13 protein-coding genes are annotated in these 15,825 nt (G+C 57.9%); 2 read left to right on the plus strand and 11 right to left on the minus strand.

The genetic code is table 11. From position 1 onward, the window contains the following. Positions 1 to 83: 83 nt before the first annotated feature. The 7 genes from ACR3EG_RS18200 to mgrA all read right to left on the minus strand — a co-directional run bounded on the left by ACR3EG_RS18200 (position 84) and on the right by mgrA (position 10,072). Positions 84 to 2,765 carry an arsenate reductase (azurin) large subunit gene (locus ACR3EG_RS18200; protein WP_480497136.1) on the minus strand — a complete coding sequence of 894 codons (2,682 nt, stop codon included), beginning with the start codon at positions 2,763 to 2,765 and terminating at the stop codon, positions 84 to 86. A gap of 17 nt (positions 2,766 to 2,782) precedes the next feature. Then, positions 2,783 to 3,352: an arsenate reductase (azurin) small subunit gene (locus tag ACR3EG_RS18205; RefSeq protein ID WP_170724694.1), complete on the minus strand. Its 570-nt coding sequence runs from the start codon at positions 3,350 to 3,352 to the stop codon at positions 2,783 to 2,785. A 5-nt stretch (positions 3,353 to 3,357) separates the two neighbouring features. Beyond that, on the minus strand, positions 3,358 to 4,545 hold the full coding sequence (locus ACR3EG_RS18210) for a cytochrome-c peroxidase (RefSeq protein ID WP_480497135.1): 1,188 nt from the start codon (positions 4,543 to 4,545) through the stop codon (positions 3,358 to 3,360). Positions 4,546 to 4,556: 11 nt separating this feature from the next. Continuing rightward, the gene (locus ACR3EG_RS18215) at positions 4,557 to 5,660 is read right to left on the minus strand and encodes a cytochrome-c peroxidase (RefSeq protein ID WP_480497134.1); all 1,104 of its coding nucleotides are present in this window, start codon (positions 5,658 to 5,660) and stop codon (positions 4,557 to 4,559) included. Positions 5,661 to 5,801: 141 nt separating this feature from the next. Next, positions 5,802 to 8,015, minus strand: a complete 2,214-nt coding sequence (locus ACR3EG_RS18220) for a hybrid sensor histidine kinase/response regulator (protein WP_480497133.1) — start codon at positions 8,013 to 8,015, stop codon at positions 5,802 to 5,804. Positions 8,016 to 8,094: 79 nt separating this feature from the next. Beyond that, positions 8,095 to 9,108, minus strand: a complete 1,014-nt coding sequence (locus ACR3EG_RS18225; RefSeq protein WP_480552273.1) for an NAD(P)-dependent oxidoreductase — start codon at positions 9,106 to 9,108, stop codon at positions 8,095 to 8,097. After that, the gene (gene mgrA, locus ACR3EG_RS18230; RefSeq protein WP_480497131.1) at positions 9,035 to 10,072 is read right to left on the minus strand and encodes an L-glyceraldehyde 3-phosphate reductase; all 1,038 of its coding nucleotides are present in this window, start codon (positions 10,070 to 10,072) and stop codon (positions 9,035 to 9,037) included. The genes ACR3EG_RS18225 and mgrA overlap by 74 nt, the downstream gene beginning before the upstream one ends. A 168-nt stretch (positions 10,073 to 10,240) precedes the next feature. Between mgrA and ACR3EG_RS18235 the strand changes: the two genes are divergently transcribed. Further along, on the plus strand, positions 10,241 to 11,119 hold the full coding sequence (locus ACR3EG_RS18235; RefSeq protein ID WP_480497130.1) for an FCD domain-containing protein: 879 nt from the start codon (positions 10,241 to 10,243) through the stop codon (positions 11,117 to 11,119). A gap of 9 nt (positions 11,120 to 11,128) precedes the next feature. Here ACR3EG_RS18235 and ACR3EG_RS18240 read toward each other — a convergent pair whose 3' ends face one another. Continuing rightward, entirely contained in the window at positions 11,129 to 11,542 is a 414-nt protein-coding gene (locus ACR3EG_RS18240) for a VOC family protein (RefSeq protein WP_209195688.1), read from the minus strand. 224 nt (positions 11,543 to 11,766) lie between these two features. Here ACR3EG_RS18240 and ACR3EG_RS18245 point away from each other — a divergent pair, with 224 nt between their 5' ends. Next, a complete protein-coding gene (locus ACR3EG_RS18245) occupies positions 11,767 to 13,299 on the plus strand; it encodes a phospholipase D family protein (RefSeq protein ID WP_480497128.1) in 1,533 nt (510 codons plus the stop codon). A gap of 17 nt (positions 13,300 to 13,316) precedes the next feature. On the opposite strand, the gene ACR3EG_RS18250 is transcribed toward ACR3EG_RS18245, so the two are convergent. The 3 genes from ACR3EG_RS18250 to ACR3EG_RS18260 are packed head-to-tail and all read right to left on the minus strand — an operon-like array spanning position 13,317 to position 15,825. Further along, the gene (locus ACR3EG_RS18250) at positions 13,317 to 14,012 is read right to left on the minus strand and encodes an RraA family protein (RefSeq protein ID WP_480497127.1); all 696 of its coding nucleotides are present in this window, start codon (positions 14,010 to 14,012) and stop codon (positions 13,317 to 13,319) included. Next, entirely contained in the window at positions 14,009 to 14,704 is a 696-nt protein-coding gene (locus tag ACR3EG_RS18255; protein WP_480497126.1) for an alpha/beta fold hydrolase, read from the minus strand. Before ACR3EG_RS18255 ends, ACR3EG_RS18250 begins: the two co-directional genes overlap by 4 nt. Continuing rightward, a complete protein-coding gene (locus tag ACR3EG_RS18260) occupies positions 14,701 to 15,825 on the minus strand; it encodes a cobalamin-independent methionine synthase II family protein (protein ID WP_480497125.1) in 1,125 nt (374 codons plus the stop codon). The genes ACR3EG_RS18255 and ACR3EG_RS18260 overlap by 4 nt, the downstream gene beginning before the upstream one ends.

Below are 15,825 nucleotides of genomic sequence, written 5' to 3' on the forward strand. Positions count from 1 at the left end.
GGCCGGGGACGCCCGGCCCATGGTCCCTTCTGCAGTGGGACCAGACCCGAGGGGCGGCATGGCGACCGCCCCCCGGAAAGCCGTCAGGCGATGTCGCGCGGTGCGAAGGACATCGTGCGGAACGAGGTCTTGTAGGGGCTCGGCCCCAGTTTCCGCAGCTTGGCAACGCCCATCTTGTAGTTGTAGTTGCCACTGATCCAGTCGACGATCCGGCCCTCAAGCGCGTTCGCGGGCTGCTGCATGTGCAGGAAGTCCATGTAAACCACGCTTTTCTTGATGGCGGGCGTGACCATGGCCACGGCGGTGATCGCCGCTTTGGTCAGTTCGATATGCCCGTTCTCCATCAGTTTCGAGAACTGGAAGTCGTCGCCTTCCACACCCAGCAGCGTGGTCTTGTTGCCCGGAACACGTTCCGAATAGACCATCACATAGTCGCCGCTTTCGATACCACGCTCGGCTGCATCGTCAGGGTGAATTTCAACCCAGTTTTCCGGCCAGCGCTGCACGATATACGGGCGGCGGCGGTCGTCAAAGCCGGACTGCCAGCGTTCGTTGATCCGACCCGAGGTCGCCCACAACTCGCCTTCTTCCTTGTTCGGGCTGAGCCATTCCCAATAGTCCGAGAACAGGCCCCAAGGCGATTTCTGGATGTTGCACTTGCCGGTCTGGCTGTTGAAATGCGTCAGCTTCTTGTTGAACACATCCGCACCAGCCGCACCGGTATCGGGCAGTTCGCGGGTTGTGTCGTGCAGACGCTTGGTCTCAATCAGCGTGACCCCATCGGCATCCAGCATGACCGGGCATTGAACCCCATCAGTGCCAAACTCACGGACCTTCTGGTGAAGGGTTTTGCCCTCAGCTTTGGCCAGACGATGCACCGCGTGGAAGTCCTTGCGCGACCCGCGGGTAAAGCGCACGGCCTCTTCCGCAACTTCGTTCGAGTTCTGCCAGTCGAACCCGTCAAAGCCCATCCGCTGTGCCAGTTGCGCGATGATCCACCAGTCGGGTTTCGCCGCACCGGGCGCATCATAGAACTTCTGGTACAGACGCAGACGGCGTTCGCCATTGGCGCGCAAAAAGTCCTCTTCACCCCAGGTCGCTGCGGGGAACACGATGTCGGCGTAGCGGTTGCCGATCGGGTCTTGCAGATAGATGTCCTGGTTGATCACCACCATACCGCCGCTGTCGGCGCGGGCCTTCAGCGTGTCGATCATCTCTTGCTTGTCGAAGCCGGCGATCTGGTGCGGGTTGCGGACGGTCAGTTCCTCGAACTTGTCGGCCAGTTGCTGCGATCCGCACATGGACTGGATCCATGTGGTGCCGATCACATGGGCCATACGGGTATGACCTGCGATCAGATACCGGTCGGTATCCATGGCGCGGCGACGGCGGCCGGGCAGTTTCTCGGGCGATTTGTTGCGCGGGTATTTCCCGCCCTTCACGCCGCCCCGTTGGTGACCACCGGCCCGGCCAATGACCTGACCCGGACGACCGCCACAGCCACAGATGATGCCCAGAGCCGAGATCGCCTGCGTGTTGCCGGTGTTGTTGGACCAGTAGAACCCTTTCTCGATCATGACCGATGTTTTGGGCCGTGTGCCATCCGCCTTGGGTTTGGCAAGCCATTCTGCGGCAGTATAGATTTTCTGCACGTCGATTTCGGCCATGGCGGCAGCGGTCTCGGGCGCGAACTCGTCCTGCGACAGCAGCCACTCTTTCCAGTCTTCAAAGCCTTTGGTCTGGAACTTGCCCCAGGTCGTGCGCCACTGCCACGGCGTGTTCCGGGTACCCTGACCGAAGCCGGACGAGCTTTCCCACTTGTTGTTGACCCATTTCTTGATCCAGTCGCTGTCTTCCCAGCCATTTTCCACGATGACGCGGGCGATGGCGTTGACGACCAGCAGGTCAGTGCCGGGCAGAACGTCGATATGCAGGCCACCCATCTTTTCAGCATGGGCCACACCGGCAGACCGGCGCGGGATCAGATAGATCTCTTTCTGACCGTTCTGCATCCCCTTCATCATCCACTGGGTGTAGAGGATGGTCTTGGTCTCATACGGGTCGGTGCCGCAAACCAGCAGAGTTTCCGCGTCACGCCAGTCTTCGTAAGACGGGCCGAAGTTGTCGAAACCCGCATCCCGGAAACCGGGGGTCGAGGTCACGTCGGACGGCGTGTCGTGGAAGGTGAAGTTGGCGGTGTTGATATGGCGCAGCGCGTATTTCGAGATCGCATAGGTGTTCTCGATATACTGATAGCTGAAGGTTTTCACGCCATAGGCATTGGTGCCGTGCTTGGCGATGACGTGGTTGCCCACCTCAGCCGCCACATCCAGCGCCAGATCCCACGGAACCGGCATCAGCGTGCCATAGATCCGCATCAGTGGTGTCTTCAGACGGTCACGTGTCGGTGTCTGCGGGTTATAGCATTTCTGTGCGATACACCCGCCCCGCAAGGAGCTGTCGCCGTCGGTGTTGACGTATTGCGTGTCCTTGTCAGGAATGATCACCACGTGGTGCGGCTGACCTTTGTGCAGAACGATATTGTGCTGGTTCGGCGCGACCCATGCACCCAGCGGTGCAACGGGGAAATCCTCGCCAAAGGCGTTTTCGTCCGCGGTGGGGCCACCGGGTTTGGCCGTCACCGGCCAGCGGTAGACTTTGTAACCACAGGCCACGATGCAGTAGTCGCAGGCGGTCGAGATGACCTCGGCGCCTTTGGGCGGCAGCGGGACGTTGGTTTCGGGTACGTAATACGGGGTTGCCATGTGAGTATCCCCTTCCCTTATGCAATCAGGTTGTCGTAGCGGCCGTAGATCAGGCCGAACATGCCAACGGCGTAGATATCGTCACCGTCCAGTTCCAAAAGGACCTGCGGCAGCGACTGATAGGCTTGCCCCGAGACGAGGATGCCGTGCCGTGTCACGTCATAGGTGGACAGGTGCAGCGGGCATGGGCCCAGCACCTTATGTTCAGGCTTGTAGCTGTCATACATCGACCCGCCCTGGTGGGTGCAGGTGAGGTTGAAGGCCACAACGTCCTTTTGCGGACCGATGCCGCCGCCGCTTTCCACGCCGGTTTTGACCAGAATCGAGTCCGAATAGTCGCCCTCATCGGGGTAGTAGAACTCGACCGGGACATCCTGTTCCAGCTCGGACAGTTTGCCGATCAGCTTGCGCGGATAGGTGGACACAAGGGCCGGAACCTGTTCGGCCTGGCCGTGGCGAGTGGGCATGGCCACCATCACGGCAAAGGTTGTTGCGCCCGAGGCGAACAGGAACTGGCGGCGGTTCACGGTACAGGCCTTCTTGGCCTCACCCGAACAGCTGCATCCGGTTGCGTTATGATCTTTCATGACGCTTACTCCTCTGCTGCAACCGCAGAAAGCGGCTGGTAATCCGGCAGATCAGGTTCATCCATCAGGATTTCCTCGCCGGACAGGGATTTCAGGAAGGCCACCAGATCCGCTTTTTCCTGATCGTTCAGCCCAAGCGGCTGGATCAGATCGGATTTGGTTGCTGCGAATTCATTCTCGCCGCCGCCCTGGTTGTAGAATTCAACTACGTCCTCGAGCGTCTCCAACATGCCATTGTGCATGTAAGGTTCGGTATAGAGGGTGTAGCGCAGGCTTGGCGTGCGGAACTTGCCCAGATCAGCTTTTTCCTTGGTCCGGAAATAGAAGCCGGGGTCGTCCTTGGTGTGGCGATAGAACTCCTCGGTCGAGCCTTTGGCATAGAGCTCATACCGGAAGGTCACTTGCGCCAGACCGTCATCTTCCCAGCCGCTATAAGGTGGAACGCCGGTGTTGTAGTATTTCTCATCCGACAGCAGCGCGCCGTTGTGGCATTCGGAACATTGCGCCTTGCCGGTAAACAGCTCCAGCCCGCGTTTCTGTTCGTCGGTCAGCGCCGCATCATCCCCGCGCAGGTAGTTGTCGAAGGGCGTGTCGGTCTGAACGATGGTGCGTTCAAACGCGGCGATTGCACGCCATGCGTTGCTGATGCGCGGCCATTGATCGCCGAAGACATCGTTAAAGCGTTCGACATATTCGGGCACAAAGGCCAGACGGGCCTCCATCATGTCGGATTCACCGTTGCCGGCGACGGCACCGCCTGCGGCGGATTTGGCCTGACTTTCGAGGCTTTTACTTGATCCCGCCCAGAACAGCTTGCCGTAGTAAGCCGAGTTCACGATGGTCTGGCTGTTGCGCCAGTGAGTCGTGCCGGGATAACCGAACGAGATCGGCGCTTCGACGTCCCAGCCCACATCGGGCAGGTGACAGGCCGAACAGGGCGTTGTCTCGTTCCCGCCCAGACGCGGATCGAAGAACAGCATTTTGCCCAGTTCGATCTTGGCCTCGGTCTGCGGGTTATCCAGCGGGATGGGCGGCTCGCCTAGCGCCACCAGTGGCGCATCAGGGTCGGGGTCTGCGCCGCCGATACCGGCCTCAATCGCGATACTGTCCGCAGCGAACGCTTGCGAACCGATGGCAGCAAACAAGGCAGCGGTGGCGATTGTGCCTGAAAGGTAAGACTTAAGGTCTTTCATGGGTCCACTCCTCAGTTTGTCGTTTCACGCCAGTTTTCGATCGGCGCATAGTCCGTATCGATTTCCTCGGCGACGAAGTCGGGGCCGGTCAGAGGCTCGCCGGACAGCGCCTTGAGGAAGGCCACCAGCTGTGCTTGCTCGGTCTCGGAAAGGTTCAGCGGTTTGATGCGCGGATCCTTGTTTTCATCGTCACCACCACCGGCGTTGTAGAAGGCCACCACATCTTCGAGCGTTTCCATCGTGCCGTTGTGCATATACGGCGCGGTATAGGTCAGCTCACGCAGTGTGGGGGTCATGAAGGTGCCGAACGTGTCGGCAGTGTGGGTGCGGATATACGCTCCGGGGTCGGCGCGCAGGTTCATGTAGTTCTCGACGCCGAGGAACTTCATCATCGTCACGAAGGTGATGTGTCTGGTCGGATCCGCCCAGATGTCAGGGTTGTCACCGACGCCGATATTGTGCGGCAGGTCGTCGGTGAACCGTTCGCCCGAGTGGCACGAGTTACAGCCGCTGGCGTTGAACAGCTCATACCCCGCTTTGGCCTCGTCCGACATCTCTCCGGTGTCAAATGGCGCGCCGCGCGAGATCAGCGTTTTCAGATATTCCGGGATCGCGTTGCGAACGCCACCATTAGAAGGCTCACCAAATCCGGCAGCTTCGAACATCTCGACATAGACCGGGTCCTGCTTGATGCGTTCCTGCATCAGACGCATGTCCATGTTCATGGAATAGGTCTCGGTGATGCTTTCGCGGGTCACGTCATTGAGGTTGGTGCCTATCCGCCCGTCATGGAACCATGCCTCGCGCTTGGCGCTGTTGATCAGCGTCGGCACGTTGCGGAAATGCAGGTTGCCCGTATAGGCGTCCGACAGGGCTTGCCCGTCGGTGAACCCGTTTTCCGGCTGGTGGCAACTGGAACAGGACAGCGCAGCGTCGCCGGACAGTCGCGGATCAAAGAAAAGTCGTTTGCCAAGGGCCGCCTTGGCTGGGTCGAACTCTATGGCTTCTACCGGGCCCGGCTCATCCGCCTGGGCCTGGTGAACCGGGAACGCAGCGCTCATCGTCAGCAGCGAAACTGTCGACAGCGCCGAGAACCATGTTCTGGCTTTGGTCATCATCTAAAAGCCCCTTTATCGCTATTCCGATCACTCGGTTTGGCCGAGGACCGGCTGAGCGAACCTTAGAGGGCAGATGTGTCACCAGAATTTGATATGGATTAAAGACTGTGAAGAGTTGTTAAGAAATGTAACGGGATCCTAGGCCACAAGGCTCCGGATAATGCGCGCAAGACTTTGAACATCATACGGTTTTTGCACCCGTACCGTTTGATCGCTTTCAGCCGGACTGTCTGCATCATCGAAATAACTGCTGACAAGAATCGTAGGAACATCCGGTCGGACGGCCTGCACCGAGGCGATAAGGTCAGTGCCCATAAGCTCTGGCATCATCAAATCCGACACAATCACATCATAGCTGTCGGGCGCCGCCCGAAAGGCGTCCAACGCGCGCATTGGTTGGGAATAGGCCTCGACCCGGTAGCCATATCGCGTCAGCAACCGGCGCGTGACATATAGAATGTTCTCATCGTCATCGACCAGCAGGATGTGTTCGTCCCCGGTGACGGCGCGGGCCTCTTGCTGCTGTTGCGCGCTCAGAATTGGCATCATGGGATAGAACAGGCTGAACCGGGTCCCCTTGCCCGGCGTCGAGGACAGTTCGACCCGCCCGCGGCATTCCTCGACGCTGTTGCGGACGATCGCCATACCCAGACCGGTGCCTTTCCCAACCGGTTTGGTAGAAAAGAAGGGTTCGAATATCTTCTCTTGCACCTCGGGCGACATCCCCGGCCCGTCATCGGTCACATCCAGTCGGATCACCCCAATCGCATCGTCCGGCAGATCGTCCAGCGCAGTGTCTTCGGCCTGACTGATGCGCAAAACAACGTCGCCGGGGTGATCGCCGATGGCTTCGAACGCATTGTGGCACAGATTCAGCAGGGTCTGAAAAAACAGTGTACCGTCAAATTCAGCAAAAGCCTGTTCAATGTCGATGTCAAAGCGGGTCTTGACGCTGGGAGGCGCGGCGACCTTGATCAGGTCCAGCGCCTCTTGCGTGGCTTTGACCATGTCACCGCGTTGCGGATTTCGAGGCCGCTGGCGGGCGAAGGTCAGCATCTTGCGCACCAGCGCCTGCGCGCGACGTGCCGCGATGCGAATATGGTTGACCGAGGTCTGAATGTCCTCGTTATCCTCGGCGTCCAACTCGATCAGCTCGGCATTTCCGATCACGCTCATCAACACGTTGTTGAAGTCGTGCGCAACCGAACCTGCCAGAATACCCACAGCCTCCATCTTCTGGACCTGAGCGAATTGCTCGCGCGTGCGGCGGGATTCGGTCATGTCCTCGCCGATACCAATATAGTGGGTGATGCTGCCATTGTGATCGACCAGCGGGAAAATCGCGGTCGAAACCCAGTAATGCGTCCCGTCTTTGCGCAAGTTGCGAAACACACCGTACCAGCTTTGGCCGCTTTTCAGCTTGGCCTTCAGGTCGCTATAGACCCCCTGCCCCGAATGCCCCGATTGCAGCATTTTGGGCGAATGACCATAGACCTCGTCCGGGCCATAGCCACTGAGGTCAAAGAACTTGCGGTTGGCGTATTCAATCCTCAGGTCGGTGTCGGTGATGATGATCGAGGCCGGGCTTTGTTCAACCGCCCGCGCCAGTTTGCGCTCGGCCAGTTCCACTTGTTCACGCAAGGCAAGTTCGGCCTTCAGTCGACGGTTGGTGCGCAAGATATTGGCGATCAGCAAAGTGGTCAGGATCGCGATCACGCCCACCAAAACGATCAACCCCACCAGAAGAAACGAGAAATTTCGGACCAGACGTTCTCCGTCCGAGAACGCGCGCACCATACTGGACAGACTGCGGTCGCGTTCTTGCACCCACAGGGTTTCAAGGGTCGCCAATGCCGCCAGAGCGACACGGTCATCCACACGCACCAACGCATCGATCTGCTCTGCGTTCAGGCCTGCGGCGATACCCTCCTCGATCAAAGGGATATTGCCAGTGTATTCCAGGGCCACGGCTTCGATCTGCGCTAACGCTTCCAATTCAGTGGGGGATGGGTCCGAGGCGCGATAGGCCGCGATGGTATCCAGCAGGCTTTGGGACTGCCGCCGCAGGCGTGGACCCAAATCGGGGTCATTGCGCAGCACATAGTTCTTGAAGTTGTGGATCAACCCGCCATAGCCAAAGTCTTCGCGAATGTCCGATATCCAGTAGCCACGCGGTGTGGTCTCGACCGAATAGTCCTGCCATGCCATTCGCATGTCACCTATCCGGTTCCCGGTTTCGCGGGACATATACAGAAAAACGGACAGAATGATCGCCAAAGCGATGCCAATCACAAATGCAACGGCCAGAGGCCGCTTCAGTGATCCATCTTCCTGTTGGGGGCTGCTGTCCATGTTTGTCCCCTATCCCGTTGAGAACCGGGATAGGGGCGTTGCCTGACAGGTGGAATGCGCCACATCCGCGCGTGCAGCCTTAGGCGTTGGACTTGTCCGTGGCCAGACCATTGGTTTCCGCAATGAAATCAGCCAGCATGGGTACATAATCGTCACCCCGACCCGCAGCCTCCATCGCCGCAAACGCGTTGCGCAGAGTTGCCTGTACCGGCGTGACCGCGCCGATACTATTGGCCAGGTTCGCGACATATCGCATGTCTTTATGCGCGTTCGTGATGGCAAAGCGATGGGCGTTTTCATCCCCCTCGAGCGTCCATTTCATGAATGTATCGTAGAACCCGTTGGACAGGCGGCTTGGGCGCAGAACAGAATCCACCTGTTCTACGGTCAGCCCGGCCTTACGGGCTACGGCCAGCGCCTCGGAATACAAAACAGCATAGCCCATGGCGACGAAGTTGTTGACCAGCTTCATCTTGTGACCCATCCCGACCTCACCCATGTGCACGACCAGACCGGCCCAGCAATCCAGTACTGGTTTGATGCGCGCCAAGGTTTCGGGCGATGCGCCGACCATTGTATCCAGCGTTCCGGCCTCGGCCTCTTTCGGAGTTCGGCCCAAAGGTGCGTCTGCAAGATCCATGCCCGCAGCCCGCAGCTCTTGCACAAGTTGCAAGGTCGACACGGGATCCGATGTCGAACAATCAACAACCACCAACCCTTGTTTGCCCGAGGCCAGGATACCGTTTTCGCCACGGATCAGCTGTTCGACCTGCGGGCTGCCCGAGACGCACAAATGGATGATGTCGCAGGCGTCGGCCATTTCACGCGCCGAGGTGACTTCGGTCGCACCACGTTGCACAAGATCTTCGACGGGTTGTCGGTTGCGATGCCCCATCACCACAAGAGGGTATCCTTTTTCGACGATGTTTTTGGCCATGCCATGACCCATCAGCCCAACACCAATGAATCCGATAACGGGTTTGTTCATGTTCAGTCCTTTTCTGATCCGGCGTTTGGACTTAGCTGTCCGAGGATTGAGCCCAAAGGTTGACCTCGCCATTCTGCGAATAGCGGTCGATTTCGGCCAGTTCATCGACCGTGAATTCAATATTGTTCAGCGCCCCGACGCAGTCGACGATCTGTTCACTGCGGGATGCACCGATCAACGCCGTGGTGATCCCGCCATCGCGCAACACCCAGGCAATCGCCATCTGCGCCAGCGTCTGACCGCGCCTCTTGGCAATCGCATCCAGATTGCGCAGGTTCTCGATCGTGCTTTCGGTCAGCAGATCGGGGTTCAGTGATTTGTCTTCGGTTGCTCGGCTACCTTCGGGCACGCCGCTCAGATACTTGCCGGTCAACATCCCCTGCGCCAGAGGGGTGAACGCGATCGACCCGATCCCCAACTCTTGCAGAGTGGCCTTCAGCCCGTCCGTCTCAACCCACCGGTTGATCATGTTGTAGCTGGGCTGATGAATGATGCAGGGCGTGCCAAGATCCTTCAGGATCGCCGCAGCCTCGCGCGTGCGTTGGGAATTATAGGACGAAATCCCCACATAAAGCGCCTTGCCAGAGCGCACGATCTGATCCAGCGCGCCCATGGTTTCCTCGAGCGGCGTATTCGGATCAAACCGATGCGAATAGAAGATATCCACATAATCAAGACCCATCCGCCGAAGGCTTTGGTCACAGGACGCGATCAGGTATTTACGGCTACCCCATTCGCCGTAAGGGCCTGGCCACATGTCATATCCGGCTTTGGACGAGATCACCAATTCATCCCTGTAACCGGCAAAATCATTTTTCAGGATTTCACCAAACGCCTCTTCAGCGCTGCCCGCAGGCGGGCCATAATTGTTGGCCAGATCAAAATGCGTGATCCCCAGGTCAAATGCCGTTCGACAAAGTTGTTGTTTCAACTGATGAGGCCGGTCAGCACCAAAATTATGCCACAGCCCCAGCGAGATCGCGGGCAGTTTCAGACCGCTGTTGCCGCAATAGTTATAGGTCATCTCCGCGTAGCGTGTCGCGCTGGGCACATAAGTGTTCGACGTCATTTTCGGGTGTCCTGAATCAGTGATGTCATTGCGCCCCGCGCTCGCCACGGCACCAAATGCGTGGCTGATATTCAGCGCAGGTTGCCCGGATCATATTCCGTCGGCGACTTGCGCTCAAATGTCTTTAACCCTATTAAAAACATCTTATTGAACATCAGGAACATGGCCATGGCGCGCCCAGATCGCGTTTTAAAAGCCGCCTATAATGCCATGCTGGACGCTTTGGTCGCCAATCCCAGCATCCAGAACATCTCGGCGATCGCGCGACAATTGGATGTCAGCAGAACAACCGCGCGCGCAATTCTGAACAGGTTGGAAAAAGCTGGGATATTGACGCAGGCCGGGCCAGACCGGCAATTGCTTCGGGTCCCTCAGCGGCGGGATTATTTCGACGCCAGTGAAACCATGGACATGCGCGATGCCTTGGAGGCCACGTTCATGCAGATGATCCGAAGCGAGGATATCGGTCCGGGCGCGCTGCTGAACGAGAGGCTTCTGGCGCGACAGCTCAACGTTTCGGTCCAGACCATGCGCGAATTTCTGATCGGGCTCAGCCGGTTCGGGTTCGTCCGCAAGGACCACCACCGCCGATGGGTTTTGGAAGGCGTCACCAGAAAATACGCGTTAGAGCTGCATGAAGTCCGCGTGATGTTCGAAAGCAGAGCAGTCGAGAAGCTCTGCCAAATCCCCGAGAATGACCCGTTCTGGGGCGGGCTCATCAGGTTGAAACAGGATCATCTCGAGATTTCGGCGCACTCCGATTTCGCTGACCTGGATTTCCCCGCCCTGGACACCAAGTTTCATCGGTTTCTGAACGCGCATGCCGACAACAGGCTGATCGTGGGGTTTCAGGACGCGATCTCGATGATCTTCAACCACCACTACCTTTGGCCGCTGGAAGATCAGATGCACCATCACCTGACCGCGACCTCAGATCACCTGCAGATCATTCAGGCGGTTCTGGAGCGCGACCGCCGCAAAGCCCGCGCAGCGATGCAATCCCATCTCGACGCCACCCGGCACCGGTTCGAGGAGGCCACATCCTAAGACCCAAACTCAGACCGCCTGATGGACTTCGATGACGTTGCCTTCGGGGTCGTGAAAGAACACCTGATGCCATTCTTTGGCAAAGGCAGTTCCATAGTCCGAATAGGGAATGCCGTTGTCGTCCAGCAGCTGCATGAAGGCCGCAATATCATCGGTTCTAAAAGCGATGTGGCCGCGTTCGACCGGGTTTATCGTTTCGCCATGCTTAAAGGCGACACCGAGGTCTTTCTCGGCCAGGTGCATCTGCATCTGCCCATCGGTCGCAAAGCGGATCTTGCCGCTATAGCCCCGATCCTTCGTATCCTCGGATCGTGGGAAATTCTGGATCGGGATGTCATCCAACCCAAGAACGCCCGTGTAAAAATCGTGGAGGCGATCCACATCTTGCGAGACAAAGTTAATATGGTGGAATTCCAATTTCATATCCGCGTCTTTCCATCGGCTGAGCATAGGTTTTTTCAGATCGCAGATGATCAGAACCCGATGAATTCAACAATCACAAATCCGACAGAGATCCCTGAGGAACGGGCCAAACGGCATCTGCAATCGAACCGCAGCCGCAGGCAATTAGCAGGGATTCAAAACAACAACCTTGAAAACCGGCCCGATTAGAGTGTCACTGTCAGTATGAAGATCGGAAAAAACTCATGAAGTCATGGATCGTCACGGTTCATGTCTGCTGCATGCTGGCCCTTGCTGCATGCGCGCCCACGTCCCGGACCTATGAAAAGACGGTGACGCGATCCGTCGCCGCCGAACCGACAAGCCAGCTTTACCGCGCGGCCAGTAGGTTGGGCGACCCCGGCGACGGGCGCTCGGGCGTACGACTTGTCAGCGATGGAGAACAGGCGCTGGTCATTCGGCTGTTGATGGCGGCGGCGGCAGAGCAAACGATTGATGCGCAATACTATCTGCTACACGACGATCCAACCGGGCATCTGTTTGCTGCAAGCCTGTTACGTGCTGCGGACAGGGGTGTCCGCGTGCGCCTGTTGTTGGACGATATGGACACGTCCGGATACGATGCGATGACTGCTGCCCTTGATCTGCATGAGAATATCGAGATCAGGCTGTTCAACCCGTTCTGGCGAGATCAAAGCCTGCTGATTGCCGGTCTGACCGACTTTAAACGCATCAACCGACGGATGCATAACAAGTCGATGACCGCAGACAATACGTTCACCATTGTAGGTGGGCGCAATATCGGCGCCGAGTATTTTCTGGCCCGCGAGGAAATGAACTATGCGGATCTGGATGTGCTGGCCACTGGCCCAGTGGTCCGTCAGGTCTCGGACAGCTTCGATACCTATTGGAACAGTGAATTCGCCGTTCCTGCCGCTGTGGTGATTGATGAACCGCAAAACGTATCTCTGGACGAGGCACGCGACCGGCTGAATGACCTTGTCGACGAGGCGCGCGATACGCCTTATGGCAACGCCCTACGCAGGTCAGCGCAAGAGACCTTTGCCGACAACGCATTGGCGGTTGATTGGGTTCGGGCCCGGCTATACGCCGACCCTCCATCCAAAGCAGCCGGCGCGGATGATCCCGAACAGGTGCTTGCTTCGCAACTGCTGCCCTATTTTGAGACCGCTCAAAACGAGGTCAACATCATCTCGGCGTATTTTGTGCCTCGAAACAAAGGGGTTGCATGGATGTCCGAGCTGGAAAACCGCGGCGTCGACATCAAGGTCGTCACCAATTCGCTGGCGTCAAACGACGTGGCGCCGGTCTATGCCCATTACGCCAAAAAGCGCCGCGCCCTGTTGCGCGCCGGCGTCGAGTTGTACGAGCTGCGCCCGGATGCCTATGAGGTTCAACAACGAGGCGTTAACTGGGCACAATCCCGTTCGGGTCTGCATTCCAAGGCGTTCACCATTGATGATCGCTATGTGTTCGTCGGGTCGTTCAATTGGGATCCCAGATCCGTCAACATCAACACCGAGATGGGCATCCTGATCGATTCGCCCGACTTGGCGGTTCGGACAATGGGCGCGCTGGACGAGGCGCTGCCCGCGTACACGTACAACGTGACGCTTGAAGAGGCTGGCAAACTGGTTTGGACAACCCGGCAACAGGACGGCACTGTCCTGCGATATGACGCAGAGCCGACAGGATCGGCGTGGGATCACATAGTCTCGGGTGTTCTGGCGATTTTACCGATCGGTTCGCAGCTTTAGAACACGGCAGTCCGGGTTCAGACCCTTGCTTTTTCGAAGGCCGTCCATGCGGTTTCGAACGCGTCAAAATCAAAAGCCGGCTGGGTGGCGGCGTCCAGAATGATACGCTCTGTCGTCAGCAGCTTTTGGATCGCTCCTTCCAACTGATCGACGATATCCTCGGGAATGACCAATGCGCCGTGTCGATCCGCATGGATCAAATCACCTGGATCTATTGTCATGCCAAATACCGAGACCGGCGTGCCCAGATCGCGTACATGGACGAAACCATGGCTTGGACCAACTGAGCCTGCAACAACCGGGAATCCGTCTGGCAGATCACCAAGATCGCGCATTACGCCATTGGTCAACGCCCCTGACATGCCAAACCCTTTGTGAATGGTGGTGTTAATCTCGCCCCAATAGGCGCCGATACAGTCGGGGTAATCCACATCTTCTATCACCGCGACCGAGGGCGCGGGGCCTTCAGCCATGTATTTGTAATAGTCCATGCGTCTGGCGCGGATAACGTCGGGCTCCTCGGTCGGGGGTGCAACTGCTGCAATTTTGGCCGTGCGCGCATAGCCCACGACTGCAGGCTCATTCGGGGCCGAACACATCATGGTACCGCGCGTAAATCTGTCAAATCCTCGCTTACCCTGAGCGACTTCTATGGCGTTGCAGACAGTGGGCGTATCCACTTTGCGCAACAGTGACAAAAGAGATGGTGTCATATGTCCTCCAACCAGCGCGCCAAAGCCGCCGTTGTTTCGTTTGGTTTCTCCAATGTGGGCAGGTGACCAGCCCCATCAATGACGTGCAGTACGCTGTTTGGCAGTAGATCGTGCATCAACTGGTGGCGCTCGACCGGGCACAACCCGTCCTCTTGACCGCAAAGAACCAGCGCGGGTCCGGTATAGGCAGCCAAGGTTGCACGTTGATCGGGACGGTCCATCAAGGCTTTCGATTGACGCAGAAAGACTTGAGGGCCCAGACCAGTTGCCATCTCCATGCACAAATCCAGAACAGCCCCCTGACGCGGCCCGTCTGCAAGATAGTTGGGTTTCATTTCGTCTCGCATCACATGCCACAGCCGCCCTTCGCGCACCGCGTCCATCTGCGGAGCACGACGGGCTTTGACATCGGGCAGCTCGGCCATCGGGTTCGTGTCCAGCAAGGCCAGGCGTTCAATACGCTCGGGGGCCTGACGCAGAACCTCCATGGCGACAATCCCGCCCATCGATAGACCCGCCAGTGCAAATCTGGGTGGCGCGTTGCGCAGGATATCCGCTGCCAGTCCCTGCACGCTGTCGTGCTGACACAGGGGAAAGGTCATCATCGGTACCTTGCCGGACAACGCGTCAATCTGCGGGCCGAAAAGCCGCGCATCGCACATCATGCCCGGTAACAGAATCAATGGGGTCATCCGCGGGCCAGCTCGGCCCCCTGGGCCAGCGCCTCTAGCTTGGCATAGGCGATCTGCGGATCAATCGCGCCGAATCCCGCAAAAGTTCCAAAGCCGCAATCGCTGCCTGCGATAACCCGATCTTCGCCGACAATACCGGTAAAGCGTTCAATCCGTTGCGCCACAAGCTCGGGGTGTTCAATGAAATTGGTGGTGGTGTCGACCACTCCGGGGACCAGAACCTTGTCATCGGGGATCTCGGCTTTACGATCACGGAACACGGTCCACTCATGCGCGTGGCGCGGGTTCGACGTCTCGAATAGGACATAGCGCGATTTTGTTGCCATCAGGGTGCTGAACACCTTGTCCATCGCGATATCGCAACAATGCGGGCCTTCGTAATTCCCCCAGCAGATATGCACTCGCACCCGGTCCTGCGGCACGTTTTGCAGCGCATGGTTCAGGGCCTCGACATGCATATCCGCGATCTTGAGAAATTCGTCATCCGACAGGTCCGTGAACAACATGTGGCGAGACAGGGCAAGGTCGGGGCAATCCAGCTGAATGTCCAAACCCGCCGCGACAATGGTTTCGTATTCCTCTTTCATCGCATCTGCCAATGCGGCCAGATAAGCCTCGCGCGTTGGGTAGAAATCATTTTGCAGAAACAACGAGATTACACCCGGTGACGCGGCATTCATGAAACCCTGACCAACATCGTGCCGCGCCATGGCCGCCTTGAGGTTGGCGATGTCTTTCTGCAATTCACCTTGCCCCTTCGAGCGGACCTCGCCCGTACACATGGGTCGCGCATATTTCGGGGTGCCGCCATCATCGGCCAGCCGCTGCAGAAAGCTTGGGAACATCTTGAGATCCGCCGGCGCATTGCGCGGGCTGTCTCCGGAAAACCCGGTATAGCGATCTTTGACATAAGTCGCATAGGAAATCTTCGACGTCTCTCCGTCGCTGACAACGTCTATACCAGCCTCGGCTTGTAGGCGGACGGTCTCGTCTACGGCGCCCGCCATGCAGGCATCAAAGGCTGCTGCGTCATAGGGTTCGCCATTTTCACGGGCAAAGATAAAGTCCACGACCTCTTGCTTGCGTGGTAAAGACCCGACATGCGTGGTTTTTACAGGCAT

The organism is Ruegeria sp. AM7, from assembly GCF_056535965.1.